At 39.5% G+C, this 19,308-nt stretch carries 18 protein-coding genes and 1 other RNA gene; 18 read left to right on the top strand and 1 reads right to left on the bottom strand.

The window, feature by feature from the left end:
- Window positions 1-13: 13 nt before the first annotated feature.
- From K7887_RS12260 to K7887_RS12215, 10 genes are all read left to right on the top strand, one after another.
- Window positions 14-1,282 (top strand): ribonuclease H-like domain-containing protein, encoded by a 1,269-nt coding sequence (locus tag K7887_RS12260; protein ID WP_223489527.1) that lies wholly within the window; start codon window positions 14-16, stop codon window positions 1,280-1,282.
- 341 nt (window positions 1,283-1,623) lie between these two features.
- A complete protein-coding gene (locus tag K7887_RS12255) occupies window positions 1,624-2,067 on the top strand; it encodes a spore coat protein (protein WP_223489526.1) in 444 nt (147 codons plus the stop codon).
- Between the two features lie 151 nt (window positions 2,068-2,218).
- Complete coding sequence (locus tag K7887_RS12250; protein WP_223489525.1) at window positions 2,219-2,785, top strand: SLOG family protein; 567 nt, start codon at window positions 2,219-2,221, stop codon at window positions 2,783-2,785.
- A gap of 69 nt (window positions 2,786-2,854) precedes the next feature.
- Window positions 2,855-3,160 carry a cell division regulator GpsB gene (gpsB, locus tag K7887_RS12245; RefSeq protein WP_223489524.1) on the top strand — a complete coding sequence of 102 codons (306 nt, stop codon included), beginning with the start codon at window positions 2,855-2,857 and terminating at the stop codon, window positions 3,158-3,160.
- A 62-nt stretch (window positions 3,161-3,222) separates the two neighbouring features.
- An RNA gene (gene rnpB / locus K7887_RS12240) (RNase P RNA component class B) lies at window positions 3,223-3,613 on the top strand.
- A gap of 153 nt (window positions 3,614-3,766) precedes the next feature.
- Window positions 3,767-4,909, top strand: coding sequence for a THUMP domain-containing class I SAM-dependent RNA methyltransferase (locus K7887_RS12235; protein WP_223489522.1), 1,143 nt, complete (start codon window positions 3,767-3,769; stop codon window positions 4,907-4,909).
- A gap of 55 nt (window positions 4,910-4,964) precedes the next feature.
- A complete protein-coding gene (locus K7887_RS12230) occupies window positions 4,965-5,168 on the top strand; it encodes a hypothetical protein (protein WP_244951563.1) in 204 nt (67 codons plus the stop codon).
- Between the two features lie 92 nt (window positions 5,169-5,260).
- On the top strand, window positions 5,261-5,455 hold the full coding sequence (locus K7887_RS12225; RefSeq protein WP_047968909.1) for a hypothetical protein: 195 nt from the start codon (window positions 5,261-5,263) through the stop codon (window positions 5,453-5,455).
- Window positions 5,456-5,850: 395 nt separating this feature from the next.
- Window positions 5,851-7,770 (top strand): ATP-dependent DNA helicase, encoded by a 1,920-nt coding sequence (locus tag K7887_RS12220; RefSeq protein WP_223489520.1) that lies wholly within the window; start codon window positions 5,851-5,853, stop codon window positions 7,768-7,770.
- A 515-nt stretch (window positions 7,771-8,285) separates the two neighbouring features.
- Entirely contained in the window at window positions 8,286-9,803 is a 1,518-nt protein-coding gene (locus tag K7887_RS12215; protein ID WP_223489518.1) for a carboxypeptidase M32, read from the top strand.
- 87 nt (window positions 9,804-9,890) lie between these two features.
- Here the strand turns inward: K7887_RS12215 and K7887_RS12210 are convergent, their stop codons facing one another.
- Complete coding sequence (locus K7887_RS12210; RefSeq protein ID WP_223489517.1) at window positions 9,891-10,349, bottom strand: chemotaxis protein CheX; 459 nt, start codon at window positions 10,347-10,349, stop codon at window positions 9,891-9,893.
- Window positions 10,350-10,518: 169 nt separating this feature from the next.
- Between K7887_RS12210 and K7887_RS12205 the strand changes: the two genes are divergently transcribed.
- The 8 genes from K7887_RS12205 (at window position 10,519) to K7887_RS22975 (ending at window position 19,250) form a co-directional block, all read left to right on the top strand.
- Window positions 10,519-11,052: a GNAT family N-acetyltransferase gene (locus tag K7887_RS12205; RefSeq protein ID WP_010193757.1), complete on the top strand. Its 534-nt coding sequence runs from the start codon at window positions 10,519-10,521 to the stop codon at window positions 11,050-11,052.
- A gap of 218 nt (window positions 11,053-11,270) precedes the next feature.
- Complete coding sequence (locus K7887_RS12200) at window positions 11,271-12,350, top strand: type III polyketide synthase (protein WP_223489516.1); 1,080 nt, start codon at window positions 11,271-11,273, stop codon at window positions 12,348-12,350.
- Between the two features lie 6 nt (window positions 12,351-12,356).
- Window positions 12,357-12,926 (top strand): isoprenylcysteine carboxyl methyltransferase family protein, encoded by a 570-nt coding sequence (locus tag K7887_RS12195; RefSeq protein ID WP_223489515.1) that lies wholly within the window; start codon window positions 12,357-12,359, stop codon window positions 12,924-12,926.
- Between the two features lie 371 nt (window positions 12,927-13,297).
- Entirely contained in the window at window positions 13,298-16,975 is a 3,678-nt protein-coding gene (locus K7887_RS12190) for a dynamin family protein (protein ID WP_223489514.1), read from the top strand.
- Window positions 16,976-16,987: 12 nt separating this feature from the next.
- On the top strand, window positions 16,988-17,731 hold the full coding sequence (locus K7887_RS12185; RefSeq protein ID WP_223489513.1) for a nucleotidyltransferase domain-containing protein: 744 nt from the start codon (window positions 16,988-16,990) through the stop codon (window positions 17,729-17,731).
- Between the two features lie 197 nt (window positions 17,732-17,928).
- The gene (locus K7887_RS12175) at window positions 17,929-18,186 is read left to right on the top strand and encodes a YpbS family protein (protein WP_223489512.1); all 258 of its coding nucleotides are present in this window, start codon (window positions 17,929-17,931) and stop codon (window positions 18,184-18,186) included.
- 17 nt (window positions 18,187-18,203) lie between these two features.
- On the top strand, window positions 18,204-19,034 hold the full coding sequence (locus K7887_RS12170) for a sulfurtransferase (protein ID WP_223489510.1): 831 nt from the start codon (window positions 18,204-18,206) through the stop codon (window positions 19,032-19,034).
- A gap of 81 nt (window positions 19,035-19,115) precedes the next feature.
- Complete coding sequence (locus K7887_RS22975) at window positions 19,116-19,250, top strand: hypothetical protein (RefSeq protein ID WP_010193767.1); 135 nt, start codon at window positions 19,116-19,118, stop codon at window positions 19,248-19,250.
- The last annotated feature ends 58 nt before the right edge of the window (window positions 19,251-19,308 follow it).

Here is a 19,308-nt window from a genome sequence, read left to right as displayed (position 1 = left end):
GGGGGGAACGCATATGAGCATGAAAAATAAATTAAACAGAATGAGAAAGCATCTTCAATCGAATCCTTCAGAAACATCGGCTGAGGAACGTAAAGTTGAAAAGGTTCAAGATCAGACAGCGACTTCACTTGCTAGCATTCCTAATTTAAAAGAATGGGAAGCCTATGGTGTCACACCATACTATGCAAATGGCGAATATTGTCTTATACGGGAAGTCGAATACGATTTAAATTATAAGCATGGTAAATATCGCTTGGGGGATCTATTGCCTGTTATGGAAGAGTGGCAAAAGTCCAGTGTAGAGCATCCGCTATCTGCAAAAGGTCATCAGGCGAATGACTTGTTTTTCTTCGATACTGAAACAACCGGACTCAGTGGAGGGACGGGTACAACAATTTTTCTGCTTGGATATGCAAGAGTGCTACGTGATAAGGTGGTAGTCAGACAACATCTTTTACCTGGTCCGGGGAATGAAGTAGCACTATATCAGAGTTTCCTTGAAGAAGTCGACTATACGACACTTGTGACTTACAACGGAAAGGCATTCGACTGGCCTCAAGTAAAAACACGGCATACGCTTATTCGGGAACATGTCCCGAAACTTCCTGCCTTTGGACATTATGACCTTTTACATGCGTCCAGAAGACTATGGAAGAATAAATTAGAATCAGTAAGGCTTGCAAATGTAGAAAAAGAAATCCTTGAAATTGAGCGGAAAGATGATATACCGGGATTTTTGGCACCGATGATTTATTTTGATTTTGTAAAAACACATGAAATGCAAGGAATAAAGGGAGTAATGAAGCACAATGAATGGGATGTGTTGACCCTGATTACTTTGTATGCGCATCTCTCCTCACTCCTTTTAGTGGATAACAAGCAAAGAGATAAAATGGAAGAGTATGAAATAGGGCGATGGTATGACTCGTTGGGAGAGAAGGAAGCCGCTAAAACTTTATATAGCAATATTTCCGATTCTTCTCCCCAAGCCACCTTTAATTTAGGGATGTTGAAAAAGAAGGAACAGAACTACAAAGAGGCAAAAATACTTTTTCTAAAATGCTTTGCTGATGAAAATAATCTGTACAAGGAAACGGCTGGAATAGAAATCGCAAAAATACTCGAGCACAAAGAAAAAGACTACTCCCTTGCTTTATTTTATGCTGAGAAATCACTCGAATTTTATATGTCATCTAATAATAAATCCTTTAAAAATAATAGTGCAATGTTAACTGATTTGGAGAAAAGAATTAATCGACTTAAAAATAAATCAAGAAATTGAAAATATTTTCACATTTTGTCTAAATTTCTGCAAAACATATATTGTCAACGTGCTTTTTACCATGTAAAATTAACTATTGTGAATGACAAAATTACTATTAGTTATATGGGAGAGAGAGCACGTTGTCTAGATTTATTTTATGTTTGTTTTTTGTTGTTATCGGTCTTACGTTATTTGGACTTTCCAATTTAAAGGATAATATCTACACGATTTTACTATAAAAATGGTAGGCAAATGTATTTTAATTAAGAAAATAGGTGTTTGTATTAGTACATGTATCTCACTTCTTTCATAGTTTGTTAATGTAAAGAGAAAAAACAAATTGAAAGGAGATCGAAAGTATGTACAACTGTAGACCTAACATGATGGGACCAATCGTCCATCCTACAAAATGTTGTGTAAAAAATCTATATTCTACTACTGAGGTTCCTCACATTCATCCTTCACACACAACATATGTAAACAACCAACAGTTCCAACACAAACACTATTTCCCGCACACAGATTCCATGGTAGATTCTGTGTCACACCAACACTTCAATTGTGGCCCAGGTGGCCCTGGAATGGGTGGTCAACCTGGTCAAGTGATGGGAGCACAAACCGGCCCTGGATATGGTCAAATGGGAATGCCTGGTCAGGTAATGGGTGCACAAACCAATGCTGGATACGGTCAAATGGGAATGCCTGGTCAAGTAATGGGTGCGCAACAAGGTCCTGGAATGGGACAAATGGGACCTGGCGGCATGCCTGGTAAATGTAATAAAAATTATGGCTATGGTAGATAAGCAAGTTTATCCTTGTTTTGCTTGATAAATGTCGAAAGAGAACTGGCTTTAAGTCAGTTCTTTTTCCATTACATAAACGGTCCCACTCCACTTATTGGTTAACACTTGCGCTTTTCTGGCTTTCTATTTATTATTTTAAGTAGAGGTGCTTATGAAAGTATTAGTAATTACAGGGTATAAACCCCAAGAACTGCAGATATTTAAAAAGGATGATCCTGCCATCCAATACATTAAAAAAGCGGTTGAGAAACGCTTGACTGCTTTACTAGAAGAGCATAATGAGTTAGAATGGGTTGTCATTAGTGGGCAGTTGGGTGTGGAACTTTGGGCTGCAGAAGTTGTTTATGACCTTCAAGCAGAATTTCTGAACTTGAAACTTGCCGTATTTACACCATTTTTGGAACAGGAAGAAAAATGGAGCGAACAAAATAAGGAGTATTATGAGTCTATTTTGTCGCAAGCTAATCATATTGACTCTATTACGAAAAAGAAATATGAATCCCCACTTCAATTGAGAATGAAAAATCAGTTTGTCGTGGATAAGTCGGACGCCTTAATGGTTGTTTACGATGAAGAGGGCCCGGGTAGTCCTCAATATATAATAGACATGGCACGTAAAAAATCAGCTCAGACAAATTATCCTATATATATAATTGACAGCTACGAACTTCAACTTGTTGTCGAAGAAGAGCAATTCAATAACAATCAAGACTGGTAAGAATGGAATAGAGAAATTGAGAAGTGACCCATCTATTAATGTGGGCACTCGCATAGAGGTGAGGAACTTATGCTATCAGATAAAATTAAATTAACGTCAAAAGAAATTCTAGAAAAAGAGTTCAAATCAGGCATGAGAGGCTACAAAGCAGAAGATGTGGACAAATTTTTGGATGTCGTCATAAAGGATTATGAAACCTTTTATCAAGAATATGACTTGCTTCTTCAGGAGAACGCTAGGCTTAAAAGACAAGTCGAAGAAGCAGGGAAAAAACCCCAGCAAACAAATACTAACAGCGGATCTACTAACTTTGATATCTTAAGAAGATTATCAAACCTAGAAAAGCATGTATTCGGAAGTAAGTTATACGACTGACAGTAATTTACAGTTGCAATCATCGCTTAAATTTACTATACTATATCTTGCTGACATCAATAGTGATTGGGTAACCGCTACAGTTTCGGCTGTAGAGGAAAGTCCATGCTCGCACAGGCTGAGATGCTTGTAGTGTTCGTGCCTAGCGAAAAAATAAGCTAGGGTAGCTTGGTTTTCGGACGAAGCTAACGGCAGGGAACGCACCTAAGTCTTTTTAGATATGGTGTTAATACCTTGAAAGTGCCACAGTGACGTAGTCTTACAAGAAATTGTAAGAGTGGAACGAGGTAAACCCCTCGAGCGAGAAACCCAAATAATGGTAGGGGCACCTTCTCTAAGGAATCAAACGATGAGAGGGACAGATACTTTAAGTTTCTGTAGACAGATGGTTACCACCTGCGTACAAGGAGCGATCCGTTTGCAGTACAAAGGAACAGAACATGGCTTACAGATCACTATTGATTGAATGTCGCATCCAACTATGATTATGTAACATAAGCTCTCCTGTTGCCAGGAGAGCTTTATTTGATAGATGGGATATGGGAAGAAGAATTTGTGATAATAATACATAAGAGAATTTGAATAATAGTTAGGGTGAATCATACAATGAAAAACTACACATTAATTGCAACCGCTGCAATGGGTTTAGAGTCTCTTGTGGCAAAAGAAGTAAGAGACTTGGGCTATGAATGTACGGTTGACAACGGCAAGGTCATTTTTAAGGGAGACGCTATGGCTATTTGCCGGGCAAACCTATGGTTAAGGACAGCAGACAGAATCAAAGTGGTGGTAGGTGAATTCAAAGCAACGTCCTTTGAAGAACTTTTTGAAAAGACAAAAGCATTGCCGTGGGGCGACTATTTACCAGAAGATGCTGAGTTTCCGGTCATTGGGAAGTCAGTAAAGTCCAAGCTCTTTAGTGTTCCAGATTGCCAAGCTATTGTGAAGAAGGCTGTAGTGGAAAAAATGAAGTCGCATTATAAACTACAGTCTGCATGGTTAGATGAAAAAGGGGCAGTTTACAAAATTGAGGTTGCCCTGCTGAAAGATGTAGCGCAAATCACTATTGATGCCTCTGGAATCGGTTTACATAAACGCGGATATCGGGCAGATCAGGGGGAAGCGCCTTTAAAAGAAACGTTGGCGGCAGCTTTAGTAATGTTGACGAACTGGCATCCTGATAAGCCGTTTGTTGACCCTTTTTGCGGTTCCGGTACGATTCCTATTGAAGCCGCTCTAATAGGGCAAAACATCGCTCCAGGCTTTAATCGGGACTTTGTCTCAGAAGATTGGCATTGGATTGGGGATGACCTTTGGAGTCAGGCCCGTGAGGAAATGGAAGATAAGGCAAACTACGACCAGCCTCTAGATATTGCAGGATATGATATCGATCACCGCATGATTTCTATTGCCAAAGAAAATGCATTTGAAGCGGGCCTTGGAGAATTAATTGATTTTAAACAAATGCAAGTAAGAGATTTTACCACAAGAAAAGAGTATGGAGTTATTATCGGAAATCCTCCATACGGTGAGCGCCTTGGAGAGCGACCGGAAGTGGAGAAGATGTATCGGGAGATGGGGAAGGCCTTCTCTGTATTGGGTACATGGTCTGTTTATATGCTCACATCCCATGAAGGATTTGAAAGCTTCTATGGCAAGAAAGCGACCAAAAAACGTAAACTATTTAACGGATTCATCAAAACCGACTTATATCAATATTGGGGCAAGCGTCCACCCAGAAAAGGGTAAAAAACGTTTATCACCATCAAGTAGAGGGAATTACTCCTAAAAAGGAGTGATGATGTTGAGAGACCAAACTAAAGAAAAAACTCTACTTGAGAGAAACGAGAAAGACAAAGCATTTAAGGAAAACAAAAAGAATCAGAAAAACCGAGATCAACTTGTCATGCCGATTGATGAACTTCCCCTTGAAGATATTAAATATGAAAAAGAGGAAGAACGTGACAAGAAGGGCTCCAAAGATCGTTCTTCAAGTAATGACGATTAAACAAATCATATAATTCACTATACATCCTAGATGAATAAACTTCAGAAATTAGGCATAGAATACTCCTATCAATACTGTTTGGAGGGATTTCTATGCCTTTGCATGTGAATGATTTTATGAGGATCTCCAAAGCATTGGAAAGTAGCTATCAGCGCCTTGCAAGTGAAAACTTACTAGATAATCATGAATGTGTAGAACGAATGAACGCTGCACGTGATGAATATACAAAAGCAATGCTGTACGCCACCCTGCTTGATGATGAGATAATCCATATTACAAAGAACTAAGCGGAAAACCTCCTATTGGGAGGTTTTTTATTTGGAGCGGAGGTATGAAGACCTCACTGAAGCGGAAACCGAGGAACAGAAGCCCTCATAAGGCTTATGAAGACCTCAGTGAAGCGGAAACCGAGGAACAGAAGTCCTCATAGAGCGAATGAAGACCTCAGTAAAGGGGAAACAAAGAAATAGAAGTCCTCATAAAGCGAATGAAGACCTCAGTGAAGCAGGAAATAAGAAGGTGAAGTCTTCATGGAGCAACTAAAGTCTTTAGCCTATAAAAGAATAGCTTTTTTTGCTATTAGAGAATAACCCCTTCCACTAATGCCAATACCCCACTTGACAAGCACTCCCTAAATAGTAGATAATGACTAGATGCAAACTTTTTCTCGGAGGTACATATAATGAACAATCGTCTGCCATTTACAATGAACAAAGGGGATGCCTTTTTTGATCGCCTGAACGAATGGATTGGGGATGTATTTTACGACATCCTACCTGAAGCTGGATTTGAATTGCGTGATGAACAGATTTTTATGGCTTTCCAACTGGAAAGAGCGTTTAAAGAGAAAAAGGTGATTTTCTCGGAAGCCGGTGTTGGAACTGGGAAGACGATGGTGTACCTTTTATACGCAATCTGTTATGCAAGATATATGGGGAAGCCTGCTATTATAACCTGTGCCGATGAGTCTTTGATTGAGCAGCTTGTCAAAAAAGAAGGGGACATAGCAAAACTATCAAAGGTCCTAGACATTACAATGGATGTACGTCTAGCGAAATCACCAGAACAATACCTGTGCTTGAACAAATTAGATTATGCCGTAAATAAATATGATAATGACAACATAGATGAAGTGTATGATGCACTTCCAAGCTTTGTGACGAAACCTGCTGCGATGCAGTCTTTCCATCCTTATGGAGATCGCAAAGATTACGCAAAACTGAATGATGAGGAATGGGACATGGTCGGATGGGACACGTTCCAGGACTGTTTCAGTTGTGAAAAACGCCATCGTTGTGGACAAACTCTTTCCCGTGATCATTACAGAAAATCAACCGATTTGATTATATGCTCACATGATTTCTACATGGAACATGTTTGGACATTTGAAAAAAGAAAAAGGGAAGGTCAGCTTCCTCTTTTACCAGAAGCATCAAGTGTCGTTTTTGATGAAGGGCATTTGTTGGAGTTTGCTGCCCAAAAGGCACTAACGTACAAAATTAAAAATCAACAGGTAGAAGAAATTCTTACCCGTTTATTAGGAAACGATTTAAGGGAAGAGTTTGCTTATTTAGTAGAGGATTCTTTACAGGCGAACGATCTGTTTTTTGATATGCTGGAAGAAAACCTGACAAGCATTGAGGGCTCTGACCGCAAAGATATCACGATGGATACCCGTCTTGTGAAAAGCGCCAAAGATCTACTGGCAAAAATAGAAGAGATAGGGAATCAGCTTGTATTTGAAGGCGAACTCCACACGGTAGACCATTACCAGCTCCACATTGTGGAGGAATACTTGGATTCTATTGAATTTTTATTAAAGTTGCTTTTATCGAAAGAAGATGTGATAGCTTGGGCTGAACATGCAAGTAAGGACCTGACACTTGTGGTTATGCCAAAAACAGTCGAAGAAGTATTAAGAGAAAATGTCTTTTCTAAACGTATTCCTTTTATATTCTCTTCTGCAACCTTATCTGACAATGAGAACTTTAGTTATCTTGCGTCTTCCCTAGGCATAGAAGATTATTTATCATTTTCCATTAATTCTCCATTTGATTACGAAGAAAATATGAAACTTTCATTAACAGTCGAAGAGGATTTTCAAACAAAATTCAACAAGACAATGGAATCCATCGAACGAAATGGTGGAAGAACGCTAGTCTTATTTTCAACTAAAGAGGAATTATTAAGGTTCAAAACCGAAAATGCCGACAACACGGATTATCCATTCCTATTTGAAGGAGAAAAGGAAATCAGTGTACTGGTTTCTGAATTCCAAAATGAAGAAAGTGCAGTTCTTTGTGCTTATCATCTATGGGAAGGGTTGGATATACCTGGACCTTCATTGTCTAATGTTGTTATTTGGTCCTTGCCGTTTCCACCAAATGATCCGGTCTTTGCTGCGAAGCGAAAAGGGCTTGAAGATCCATATATGCAACTGGATGTTCCGTATATGCTACTTCGTCTTCGTCAAGGAATGGGACGACTTATCCGAACCACAGATGATAGCGGAGAAATTACCGTCTATCTGCCATCTGGATTACCGGAAGCTGTACGTGCAAAAATCGAAGGCGTCCTACCTACCAGCCCTGTAACACAATAATACAAACACCAAAAGCACCGAAGCTGAATTCGGTGCTTTTTTTGAATTATGGAAAGTGTATAAAACTGTTGATTTTCGTTCCAGGCGCTTCGCTTGCCTGCGGGCGGTCCGTGAGCCTCCTCACTTCGTTGCGGGGTCTCACCTGTCCCTTCCTCCCACGGGCGTCTACGCGACTTCCACTACAATCAACAAGGTGACTCCATATACTTAAGAAGCTGTAAGAGACAACTAACTTTCCATAAGCATCTGCTCCAAAACTGTTGCCAACTAGTGAGAAAATTGTGTATTCTTAACAGTAGCTCTATTATTAATTTTAATCAGCGATATTAATATTTCAGAGTAACATATAGCTGGTGATTGAAGAAAATGGCGAAGACTCCTCTGGGGGATAGCGCTTGGTGGAGACCCCGCAGGCTTGCCGAGGAGCCTCCAGCAGCGACTCGCGGAAAGCGAAGCCATTTTCGGGAATCACCAGCGGTGTTCAGCTGTTTTATAACAAAGTGGGGGAGATACATATGATAGAAATCAGCCAAGTAAAAGAAGAATACGGAAATCATATCAACAAAATGGATAGCTATAACGAAGCATTATCTCTTATTTTCTGGGACCTCAGAACAGGAGCCCCTAAAAAAGGAGTAGATCGTCGATCAGACGTCATCGGAATTCTTTCCTCAGAAGTATTCAACATGTCCACATCAGAAGAAATGGCAAGCTACTTAACCCAACTTCTGAATGAAGAGGTATTCCATGAACTTGATGACATTACAAAAGCCTCTTTATTAGAAAGCAAAAAGAACTACGATCGCAACAAAAAAGTTCCAGCAAAGGAATATCAAGAGTACGTAGTGCTTTCAACCAAAGCAGAGTCCTTTTGGGAAAAAGCAAAAGAAAAATCGGATTTCTCTCTTTTACAACCATATTTAGAAAAACTGGTTGGCTTCAATAAAAAATTCATTGAATATTGGGGCTATGAAGGAAACAAATATAATACTTTATTAGATATGTACGAACCGGGGATTACAGTTGAAAAATTGGATGAGGTGTTTGCTAAGCTAAAAGAAAGAATTGTTCCTCTCGTTCAAAACATTGCAGATTCCTCCGTTCAACCGAGGGCAAAGGAATTGTTGGTGTCATTTCCAAAAGACAAGCAACGTGATTTCAGCGTAGAGATATTAAAGGAGCTATCGTATGACTTTGATGCAGGTAGATTGGATGAAACCGTCCATCCTTTCGCAATTGGATTGAACCCTGGAGACGTACGTGTTACGACTAAATATGATGAGGAGGACTTCCGAACGGCTGTTTTTGGAACCATTCACGAATGTGGACATGCGCTGTATGAGCAGAATATCTCTAAAGAACTTCAAGGCACAGGATTGTGCACCGGAACATCTATGGGGATTCACGAATCTCAATCTTTATTTTATGAGAACTTTGTAGGCCGTCATGAAAACTTCTGGAAGCGTCATTATGAAAGTCTTCAACGCTATGCAGGCGGCAAGTTTGATGAAATCAGCCTAGAAGAATTCTACCTTGCCATCAACGAGTCCAAACCGTCACTCATAAGAATTGAAGCGGATGAATTAACGTACTCTTTACACATCATGATTCGATATGAGTTGGAAAAAGCTCTCTTTAATGATGAGTTGGAAGTGAAGGATCTTCCAAAGGCTTGGAATGAAAAGTACCAGAGTTATCTTGGTATCACCCCTCCAAATGATGCCAAAGGAGTGCTTCAGGATGTGCATTGGTCTGGTGGAAGCTTCGGATACTTCCCTTCCTATGCATTAGGTTATATGTACGCAGCTCAATTTAAACAAGCCATGCTGAAGGATTTGCCAAACTATGATGAGCTTTTGGCAAACGGAGATCTTGGACCGGTGAAAGAATGGTTAACAGAAAAAGTCCATCAACACGGTAAATTGAAAAAGCCTTTAGAAATCTTGAAGGATGTAACAGGGGAAGAGTTAAATGCGGACCACCTCATTAAGTATTTGGAAGATAAGTATAATAAAATTTATCAATTAACATGATAGATGGCAGAAAAACCAGGGAGAAAGTCTCTGGTCTTTTTCTCTTTAATAAACACAAAAAACCCTCCATATAGGAGGGTCCAATGGTTATGAAGCTTCTTCCAACTCCATAATGATTTGCATGTGCAGTGTATCTTTTAAATAAACAGGAGTATGTAATCGGTGCATTAGGTGAAACTCTTTTTGTTGTTCGCTCAATACGTCAGGAGGTGTGATATCCATATTGATGCCACTTCCCGCCACTTTTGATGAGAGGGTCCCTGCAATCATATTTCCAAGCTCACCTGTAAAAGATTGAAGCATTTCACCTTCTAGCTGCATGCCAAACATCATTTCTCCGATGTGCTGAAAAGCATGTTGGTCTCCCTGGATAATCAGCTGACCACGAATGTCTCCGGTTAACATGATAAGCACTCCATAAGTAACATTCGTTAGGTTTTCCGTATATAAACTGGGTTGATCAAAGGTGAACTCTATCGGAATAACCGTCTTAAGAGAGTCTAAAGTCCTGTTGAAAACCTGTGTTAAACTCTCTGAAAGGGACATTTGGCACCTCCTTTAATCCTTCTATATAGTACAAATTAATCATACCACACTTCCTATTCTATTTTTCAACAAATTTCAGCAATTTCATGGTTGATAAAGGGTTTTTTGTTGAAGAATAAAGATAAATGAAGTAGGATGTAGTACCTAAAGAGTTTATAGGAGGAACATCATGTTAGATTTACGTTTTGAATTTACAGCTAAAGACGAGTCGACCGTCATTTTACGGCCGGTGGAAGAATCAGATGCAGGAGATATCGTGACGGCAGTAGAGAGTATTATTGCTGCAGGTCAATACATACAGAAGGATGTCCCTCGAACTCCCGAGGAAGAAAAGCTTTTCATCCGTGATATGAAGAAAAAGGAAAATATGTATATTGGAGTAGAAAGAAATGGAAGAGTGGTCGGGATAGCCCGTGTTATTCGGGGAGAAATCCAGATGAAGCGGCATACAGGCTTGTTCCGAACATGGTTAGCTGAAGAAGCTCAAGGACTCGGCATTGGAAAAAAAATCATGGATTATACAGATATGTGGTGTGAACAACATATTAGGAAATTATCGTTAACTGTCTTCTCATCGAATCAGGTTGCCTACCAACTTTATAAAAAGTATGGATTCCATGAAGAAGGAAATCAAAAAGAACAAGCCTTTATTAATGGAGAATATGTGGATGAGCTTTGGATGGCAAAGTTCTACAAAAAGTGATTTCCAATTATTTATAGTGATAAATTTAGCGGTATTCGTTATAATAAAAATGCACAACACAACAACTCCTTTAAAACGACATGTACCTTCCCGGATTAGTTTGGGAAGGTTTTTTCTTTTTTCCCGCAAGTTATTCCCTCTTAGAAAGTCACTCATCGGTATAATTATATAAATTCTGGAAAAATTAACAGTACCAAACCGGATGAGGTGCTCAAATTATGCCAAAAATTTTGTCTGTTGGAACGTCCATTCCTAAATATCCGATCCAACAAGATACGGTTGTCGAATTTGCCAAAGAACTATTCGAAGATTCTTTTAAGGATATTAACCGCCTTCTTACTGTCTTTCAGAATGGCCAAATAGAGAAACGGCATTTTGCCAGAGACGTAGAGTGGTTCAGGGAACCACATACGCTTCAAGAAAAAAATGATATTTACATAAAAGAGGCGGTTGCTTATGGAGCAGAGGCAATTAATGCATGTTTATATAATTCTGCAACACTCTCACAATCTATAGCACATGAAGATATTGAAGCTATCTTTTATATATCTACTACAGGCATGTCCACACCAAGCATAGAAGCTAGAATCATGAATATCCTTCCGTTTTCACCTTACACTAAAAGAATACCAATTTGGGGACTCGGTTGTGCTGGAGGTGCTGCGGGACTTTCAAGAGCATATGAATATTGTCTTGCCTTTCCTAAAGCAAAGGTACTTGTATTATGTGTGGAACTTTGCAGTCTTACCTTTCAAAAAAATGACCGGTCGAAAAGTAATCTGGTAGGAACCTCTCTTTTTGCAGATGGCATTGCCTGTGTGTTGCTGGCCGGAGATGAGGTTCAGATAGATAGTAAGGGTGCTTATCCGAAAGTGTTAGGAAGTCAGTCTACATTAATGGAGAATTCAGAAGATGTGATGGGGTGGGAGATTAAGAATGAAGGACTGTATGTGGTTTTCTCTCGGGATATCCCTGTTATCATTACGAACTGGCTAGCCCCTAATGTCACACGGTTTCTAGATAACCATCACGTAAAACTAGATGAACTGGACCATTTTGTCTTACACCCTGGTGGGAAAAAGGTGTTGGAAGCATACCAAGATTGTTTAGGGTTAGAGGCAGAAAAGTTGAATACTTCCCTACAGGTGCTAAAAGAATATGGAAATATGTCTTCTGCAACTGTCTTATACGTTTTAAAGGAAATCATGGAAAAGAGTCCGAAAAAAGGGGAGAAAGGGATTGCAGCTGCACTTGGACCGGGTTTCAGTTCTGAAATGCTTTTATTAGAATGGGAGTGATGTAACATGATCTTCGCATTGTTTTTTGCATTTATCGTCACACAACGAGTGGTGGAACTAGGCATTGCAAGAAGAAATGAGAAATGGATCAGATCAATGGGGGCTAAAGAATACGGCAAAGAGCATTACAAATACATGGTCAGTCTCCATGTCGCTTTTTTAACAAGTTTCTTAGCAGAAGTCATCCTATTCGACCGGACAATAAGCCCTTTTTGGCCGGCTATTCTAAGTCTATTTATCATGACACAATCACTCCGAGTTTGGTCTATACAGTCGTTAGGGAAGTTTTGGAACACAAAGGTATTGATTCTACCTGATGCATCCATTGTGAAAACAGGTCCATACAAGTTTCTCCGTCATCCCAACTATACAATAGTTATGTTAGAGATTTTGCTGATACCATTGATGTTTCATGCTTTTTATACGGTCTTAGTCTTCACCATACTTAACGCGTGGATGTTAAGTGTACGAATTCCCCTTGAAGAAAGGGCTTTAGCTGAAACAACAACCAACTACGCTTCTTATATGGAGGACCGAAATCGCTTTTCGCCAACTTTTCAGAAGGAATCTGAATGAAAGTCATTGTCAATTAGCCGATAAGCTGGTATGATTATGATAATAATTATCACTATCAACGAGGGGGACATACCAACATGACATTATTGTTGATTGGTACTACTGTGGTAGCGTATTCAGTATTAATGAAAGTTGTATTACAGCATACATGTGAGCCAAGGTCGATTAATTAAATAATACATAACAGGTCTTCTACATCATTCGTGTAGGAGGCCTGTTTTTTTATAAATTGGCCAATACAAAACATGCACAAGTTTCCTGAATAAAAATATTAATAAATAAGGCGTCTTATGTGGGAAAATACTGCAACATCAAGTAAAATAGACTTAAGTAGCGGAGAAATGATACACACAACTAAGGGGACAATAGAAATGGGATCAAACAATCCAAAACAGCAAATTCAGCAGCAAGAACAAGAGACAAGTCAGCTCCAAATGAAGCTGCAGCTAATTTTAGAAAAACTGCACAAACGCGGCGATCAAAAAAGTGCCAGAAAAGTGGCAGAACTTTTACATAAACAAACTACAAAAGAATTAAGTATAGCATTTTGCGGACATTTTTCCGCGGGGAAGTCATCCTTTATCAATGAGATATTAGAGGAAGCAATTCTGCCGGCCAGTCCTATTCCAACTTCCGCCAATGTTGTTCAAATTAGAAATGGGGAAGAGCTTGCCCATGTTCATTTTTTTGAGGGAGAATCACTCGAGATCCTCCCGCCAGTCTCATTTGAGCATGTTAAAGCGTATTGTAAAAACGGAGACCAAGTAGAATCTGTTGAATACCAATTTCCGTTTGAAAAACTTCCGGCTGATATGGTTATATTAGACACTCCAGGGGTGGATTCTACAGACGATGCTCATCGCATTTCCACAGAATCAGCCTTGCATTTGGCAGACGTCATTTTTTATGTGATGGACTACAATCACGTCCAGTCTGAAGTAAACCTTAAGTTTATTAAAGAACTTCAAGACAAGGAGAAGAAGATCTATTTAATTGTTAACCAAATAGATAAGCATCGGGAGGAAGAAATCCCGTTTTCCACCTATAACGATAGAATAATGGAGTCCTTTGGGGATTGGGGAATTATCCCTGCAAGCATCTATTTTACTAGCCTGAAGGATGCCAGTCATCCTCTTAACGACCTTGCCATCGTTAAAGAAACGATTCAAATCTTAAGACAGGACAAATTGGATATCCTGCCAAAGACGATTGAGCGAGCGCTCATTCAAGTAATAGATGAACATAAAGAATGGCAGCTCGATCAGCGGGCAGAGGAAATGAACAGTCATGAGCAAACGATTGACTCTGTTGGAGACCTGCCAAGAGATGTTGCGGAGACTTTAAGGATAAGAAAATATAAACTTACTACCATCCAATCTGAAACGGCTGAAATGAAAGAGGAGTTTATCAATCAGACAAAGCGAATCTTGGAAAATGCCAATATCACACCTTTTGAGATGAGGGAGCTAGCAGAACGTTATCTTGAATCGCAACAAAAGGGATTCAAGGTGGGGCTTCTGTTCTCTGGAAAAAAAACACAAGAGGAGCGCGAGCAAAGAAGTGCCGCTTTTCGAAGTGATTTGAGAGAGCGTGTGAAAACACAGGTCGAGAAGTTCATTCATGAACATATTATTTCCTTTCTAAAAGAGCAAAACTTTTATTCTCCCGCCATTTTTGATAAAGTCCAGGAGCTGACGGTTTCGATTTCGGAAGAGTTTGTTGCCAGCCATGTAAAACCTGGTGCTGGCTATACCGGAAACGCCGTTTTGCATTATACAAAAGATTTAGCACATTCCATCAAGCTAGAATACCAGAAACAAGTACAAAGATTCATGGAAGATTTCTTTGAAAAACTTGAGAAACAAATGCAAGATAGCACAAAAGAATTGACGGTGGAAGTGGAAAAATTAGCAGCGGTACATCATGCCCAAGAAGCGATTACACAGCTGCATATGAAACTTGAACAACAATATGAAGAACTAAACAGTATTTTAGTTAAGACTGCAGCGAATTTAGGTCAAAGTGATACAGGAGATCTTATTACCAAATATCTGCACCGTTCCTATAGAAAAGTTCGCGGAGATGAATTGCCTTCCTCGACAGGTAAGCGAAAAACTGACATTCAGAAACAAGAAGGTACTCTAGATACAATAAACCAGAATGACCCGGCAAAGTTAGTGAGAGGACTCCACGAGACAGCAAACTCTTTAAAGGGGATACATGGGTTTCAGACGATTGTTGATGACTTGAAAAAGAGAGCAGAAAAAATCGAAAACCAGACCTTTACCGTTGCGTTATTTGGTGCATTCAGTGCAGGGAAATCTTCTCTTGCAAATGCTTTATTTGGTGAAAAGGTGCTGCCTGTATCTCCAAATCCAACAACTGCTTCCATCAACAAGATTTCTCCTGTGACCAAGGATAATCCTCATGGAACGGTTTGTGTACAAATGAAAACAACTGATCAGCTGTTTCAGGATGTAAAACAGGCCTTGCAAATTTTCAATATGGAAGTATTGGGTCTTGAAGAAGCCGTTCCGGCAATCAAGAGCATCATTTCCAAAAATGAGCATCTTGAACTGGATGCCAACAAGAAAACGCATTTTCATTTTTTAAAGGCCTTTTTAACAGGTTGGGATGAAATGAAGGCGAAATTAGGGACGCTCCAACAGGTGACGCTAAGTGAGTTTGAAGCGTATGTCGCACAAGAAGAGAAATCATGTTTTGTGGAATGGATCGAAGTGTTTTATGATTGCCCATTCACAAGACAAGGGCTGACACTTGTGGACACACCTGGAGCGGATTCCATTAATGCAAGACATACCGATGTGTCATTTGATTACATTAAGAACGCTGATGCCATTCTTTTTGTCACGTATTATCAGCACGCATTTTCAAAAGCAGACAGGGAGTTTTTGATTCAACTGGGCAGGGTAAAAGACGCTTTTGCCATGGATAAAATGTTCTTCCTTGTTAATGCAGCAGATCTTGCAAATAATGAGGAAGAACTCGAACTCGTATGTGACTATGTTGGAGATCAATTGACTGCTTATGGAATTCGTCATCCAAGATTATATCCAGTTTCAAGTCTTCTTGCCCTGAAAGAAAAAGAAGACCGCTCATTTGAACATCCATTTTTGGAAAGCTCTTTGATGGATGATTTTGAAAAAGCATTTTCAGCCTTCATTCAGTCTGATTTGGTTGAGATGAGTCTTCATGCAGCACAATCAGACCTAAACCGGGCGGTCGCTTTATTTGAGCATTTTGTTCAACAAGCAAAGCTTGGTTCCGAGGAAAAAGAGAAGTTGCAGCTTTTACATGCTAGTAACAAAGAGAAGCTGGAAACTCAGATTAAAGGGTACGCAACAGAGAGCTTCTATACGCTGCTTGAGCAAGAAATAAACGAACTGGTATATTATATTAAGCAACGAACATTATTACGTTTTTCTGATTTCTTTAAAGAAAGCTTCAATCCTGCAGTGATCAGGGAAGACGGAAGAAATATGAAAGCACAGCTTATCAGTTGCCTGCATGAACTTGTGACAGATATTTCTCACAATCTTTCCCAAGAAGTTAGAGCAACTACCGTGCGGACAGAGAACTTTATCCGTAAGAGCTTGCACTCCTGGCAAAAGGAGTTAGAAGCGGAGGCTCAACGGGTAGAAACTCAGCTTTCCTTGCGTGTTTTGGAAACGGAGGATTTTACAACTTTTAAAGTGAAAACTTCTTTTCCCGCTATTTCTTCCAAGCTTGAAAAACAAACGCTTGGCTACTTCCGAAATTCGAAAGCTTTTTTCGAGAAAAATGAAAAGCAAAAGATGGCAACATTTCTAGAAGAGCAACTGTCTCCATTGATGGACACATACTTAAAGGATAGCGCACAGGAACTAACTCACCATTATAACGGTGAAATGGAAACGGCTCTTGATGAGGTCAAAAAGTATATCCTGAGACAGCTCGAGGACTATTACGAAGGAATGAAGTCAGCACTTGAACAAGAACAGGACATCCCGCATCTGGAACAAGTGCTAGAAACCATACAGCAAAAATAAGGGGGAAAACAGGTGAACCGGATAGAGGATATGCTCACTACTATCGAATTAACCCATAAGGTGAAGATCCTTTATGCCTGTGAAGCAGGTAGCAGGGCATATGGATTTGCTACCGAAGACAGTGATTATGATATCAGGTTCATCTATGTTGCTCCCCTAAAAGATTATCTTTCCTTATGGAAGAAGGAAGATACCATTACCCAGCAGGATGACATATACGACATTCAAGGTTGGGACCTTAAAAAAGCATTGTTACTGGCCGGCAAGTCCAACCCATCTTTATATGAATGGATGCTATCTCCTATTGTATATAGGGAGTTGGATTTTGCCATGCTTTCTTTAAAAGACACCGTTTTAAAGGATTACTCCAGAAAGGTACTTGCTTTTCATTATGCGAACATGGCGAAAAACAATCTCCAAGTATGGAGAAAAAAGAATGTCGTTTCTCACCTTGTTCATGCCGTCCGGGCATCATTGATGTTAGAACAGGTTATACACCATGAACCAGTAACCTTAGAATTAGAAGAACTTATAAAGAAAAGCAAGACATTTACCAAGGAAGACTTATCTCATTTATTTAGCTTAAAGACCGGAGAAGAAATAACGGATAAACCACACATTCCGCAACTTTTTACTAAAGTAAGTACTTTTATCCATGCTGCTGAAGAGTCTTTGATTTTATTAAAAGAGGGAACGGTAAATCGTAACATGTTGGAGGATTTGTTTTTTCAACAGCTGGGATTAGAGGGTGAGTGAGATCACAAAAGGAAATCGATTTCATGCTTGTGCTACCTGTAAACATTATCAAGTGATAAAATTAACTACTCATACTATTTACCGTTGCAGCAGACTTGGTTTTGAAACAAAGCCGAATTATAAATTTGATTGTTGGCAACCGAAAGAGAACATAATACAATTAATGAAAAAAGAACAGATAAATTGGAGGAACAACCATGAGCGTACATAAAGCCATAAGTGAGCATTCTAGAAAACAAAATCAAGTGGTAATGAATTTTCTGCAACTTGAGCAGCAAAGAGAAGCATACATAGAAGAGGCCATCGTACTTTGCCGTCAAAAGAAACCATATACAACGGAAAAAATTAACGAGGTAACGAAAAGAATAAATGAACTTGCACGAAAAGGAATAGCACCTCAAAGACAACTGGTAACGAAAGAAATGGTAGAGGAATTTGTTTCTCGAAGTAACTAGCATGCGGAGGGGAAAGCATGAAACATATTGTTTCGGTAAATTGGGTGAGGGAGCATTTAAACGAACTCACGATCATTGATTGTCGCTTCCATCTTCCTGCACCTGATAAAGGTCTTGAAGAATATAAAGAACATCACATCCCAGGGGCACATTATATGCACTTGAATAAAGACTTATCCAGCTCAGTCGCTACACATGGGGGCAGACATCCGTTACCTGATATTCATGAACTTCATTCTAAACTTGAAGATATCGGGGTTCATGACGGTGGCAAGGTACTTATTTATGATGATCAGAACGGTGCGATGGCCTCAAGGCTGTGGTTTTTGCTTAAAGTTTTGGGTCATGAGAAAGTTTGGATTATGGATGGTGGCTACAGTGCATGGGTGAAGCAAGGTTATCCTGTAACAGCAGAAGTGCCTACTCATGAAAAGCGAGGTACTCTTACATTAAAAGTGGAAGAAGATTTGCTAACAGATATGAAAGAAGTTAAATCCCAACTACCTGCCTTCGAAAGTGGTTCAGCGTACCTTCTTGATGCAAGAGAACCTAACCGCTATAGGGGAGTAGAAGAGCCAATCGATAAGGTTGCCGGTCATATTCCGGGTGCTCTTAACTTTTTCTGGATGGAAAACGTTGAGAATGGAAAATGGAAAGAGACGGAAGAGTTGAAAGAAAGATTTTCTAAGCTTGACCCTTCTAAAGAAGTGGTCGTCTACTGCGGTTCGGGTGTAACTGCCTGCTCAATGTTTTTAGCCCTCAAAGAAGCTGGTTATGAAAAAGTAAAGTTGTATACCGGTAGCTGGAGCGACTGGATAAGTTACACAGACAACCCAATTTCTAAATAAAGAACTAAATTTACCCTCACTTAAATGGTATTCTCTTGCGCAAACTATAAGAGATTCACCATATGAAGGAGGAGATTTCGAATGGGACGTACGAAAAAAGGAAATGCCAATGCACAACGCAACAATAACGCCAAACAAAAAGGTAACATGGATTCAGAGTTTGCTTCATATGCGGAATACGAAGCAGCAAAAATGACAAATAAGAAAAACCAATAGTTTTAAAGCAATAAAACGCTGTCCAAAGGTCGATTTTTTCGACTTTGGGCAGTTTTTT

It is taken from the genome of Sutcliffiella horikoshii (assembly GCF_019931755.1).
In the GTDB taxonomy this organism is placed as follows: Bacteria; Bacillota; Bacilli; order Bacillales; family Bacillaceae_I; genus Sutcliffiella_A; species Sutcliffiella_A horikoshii_E.
The sequence above is the reverse complement of the archived record's forward strand: the minus strand, read 5'-3'. Positions and strand labels throughout refer to the sequence as shown.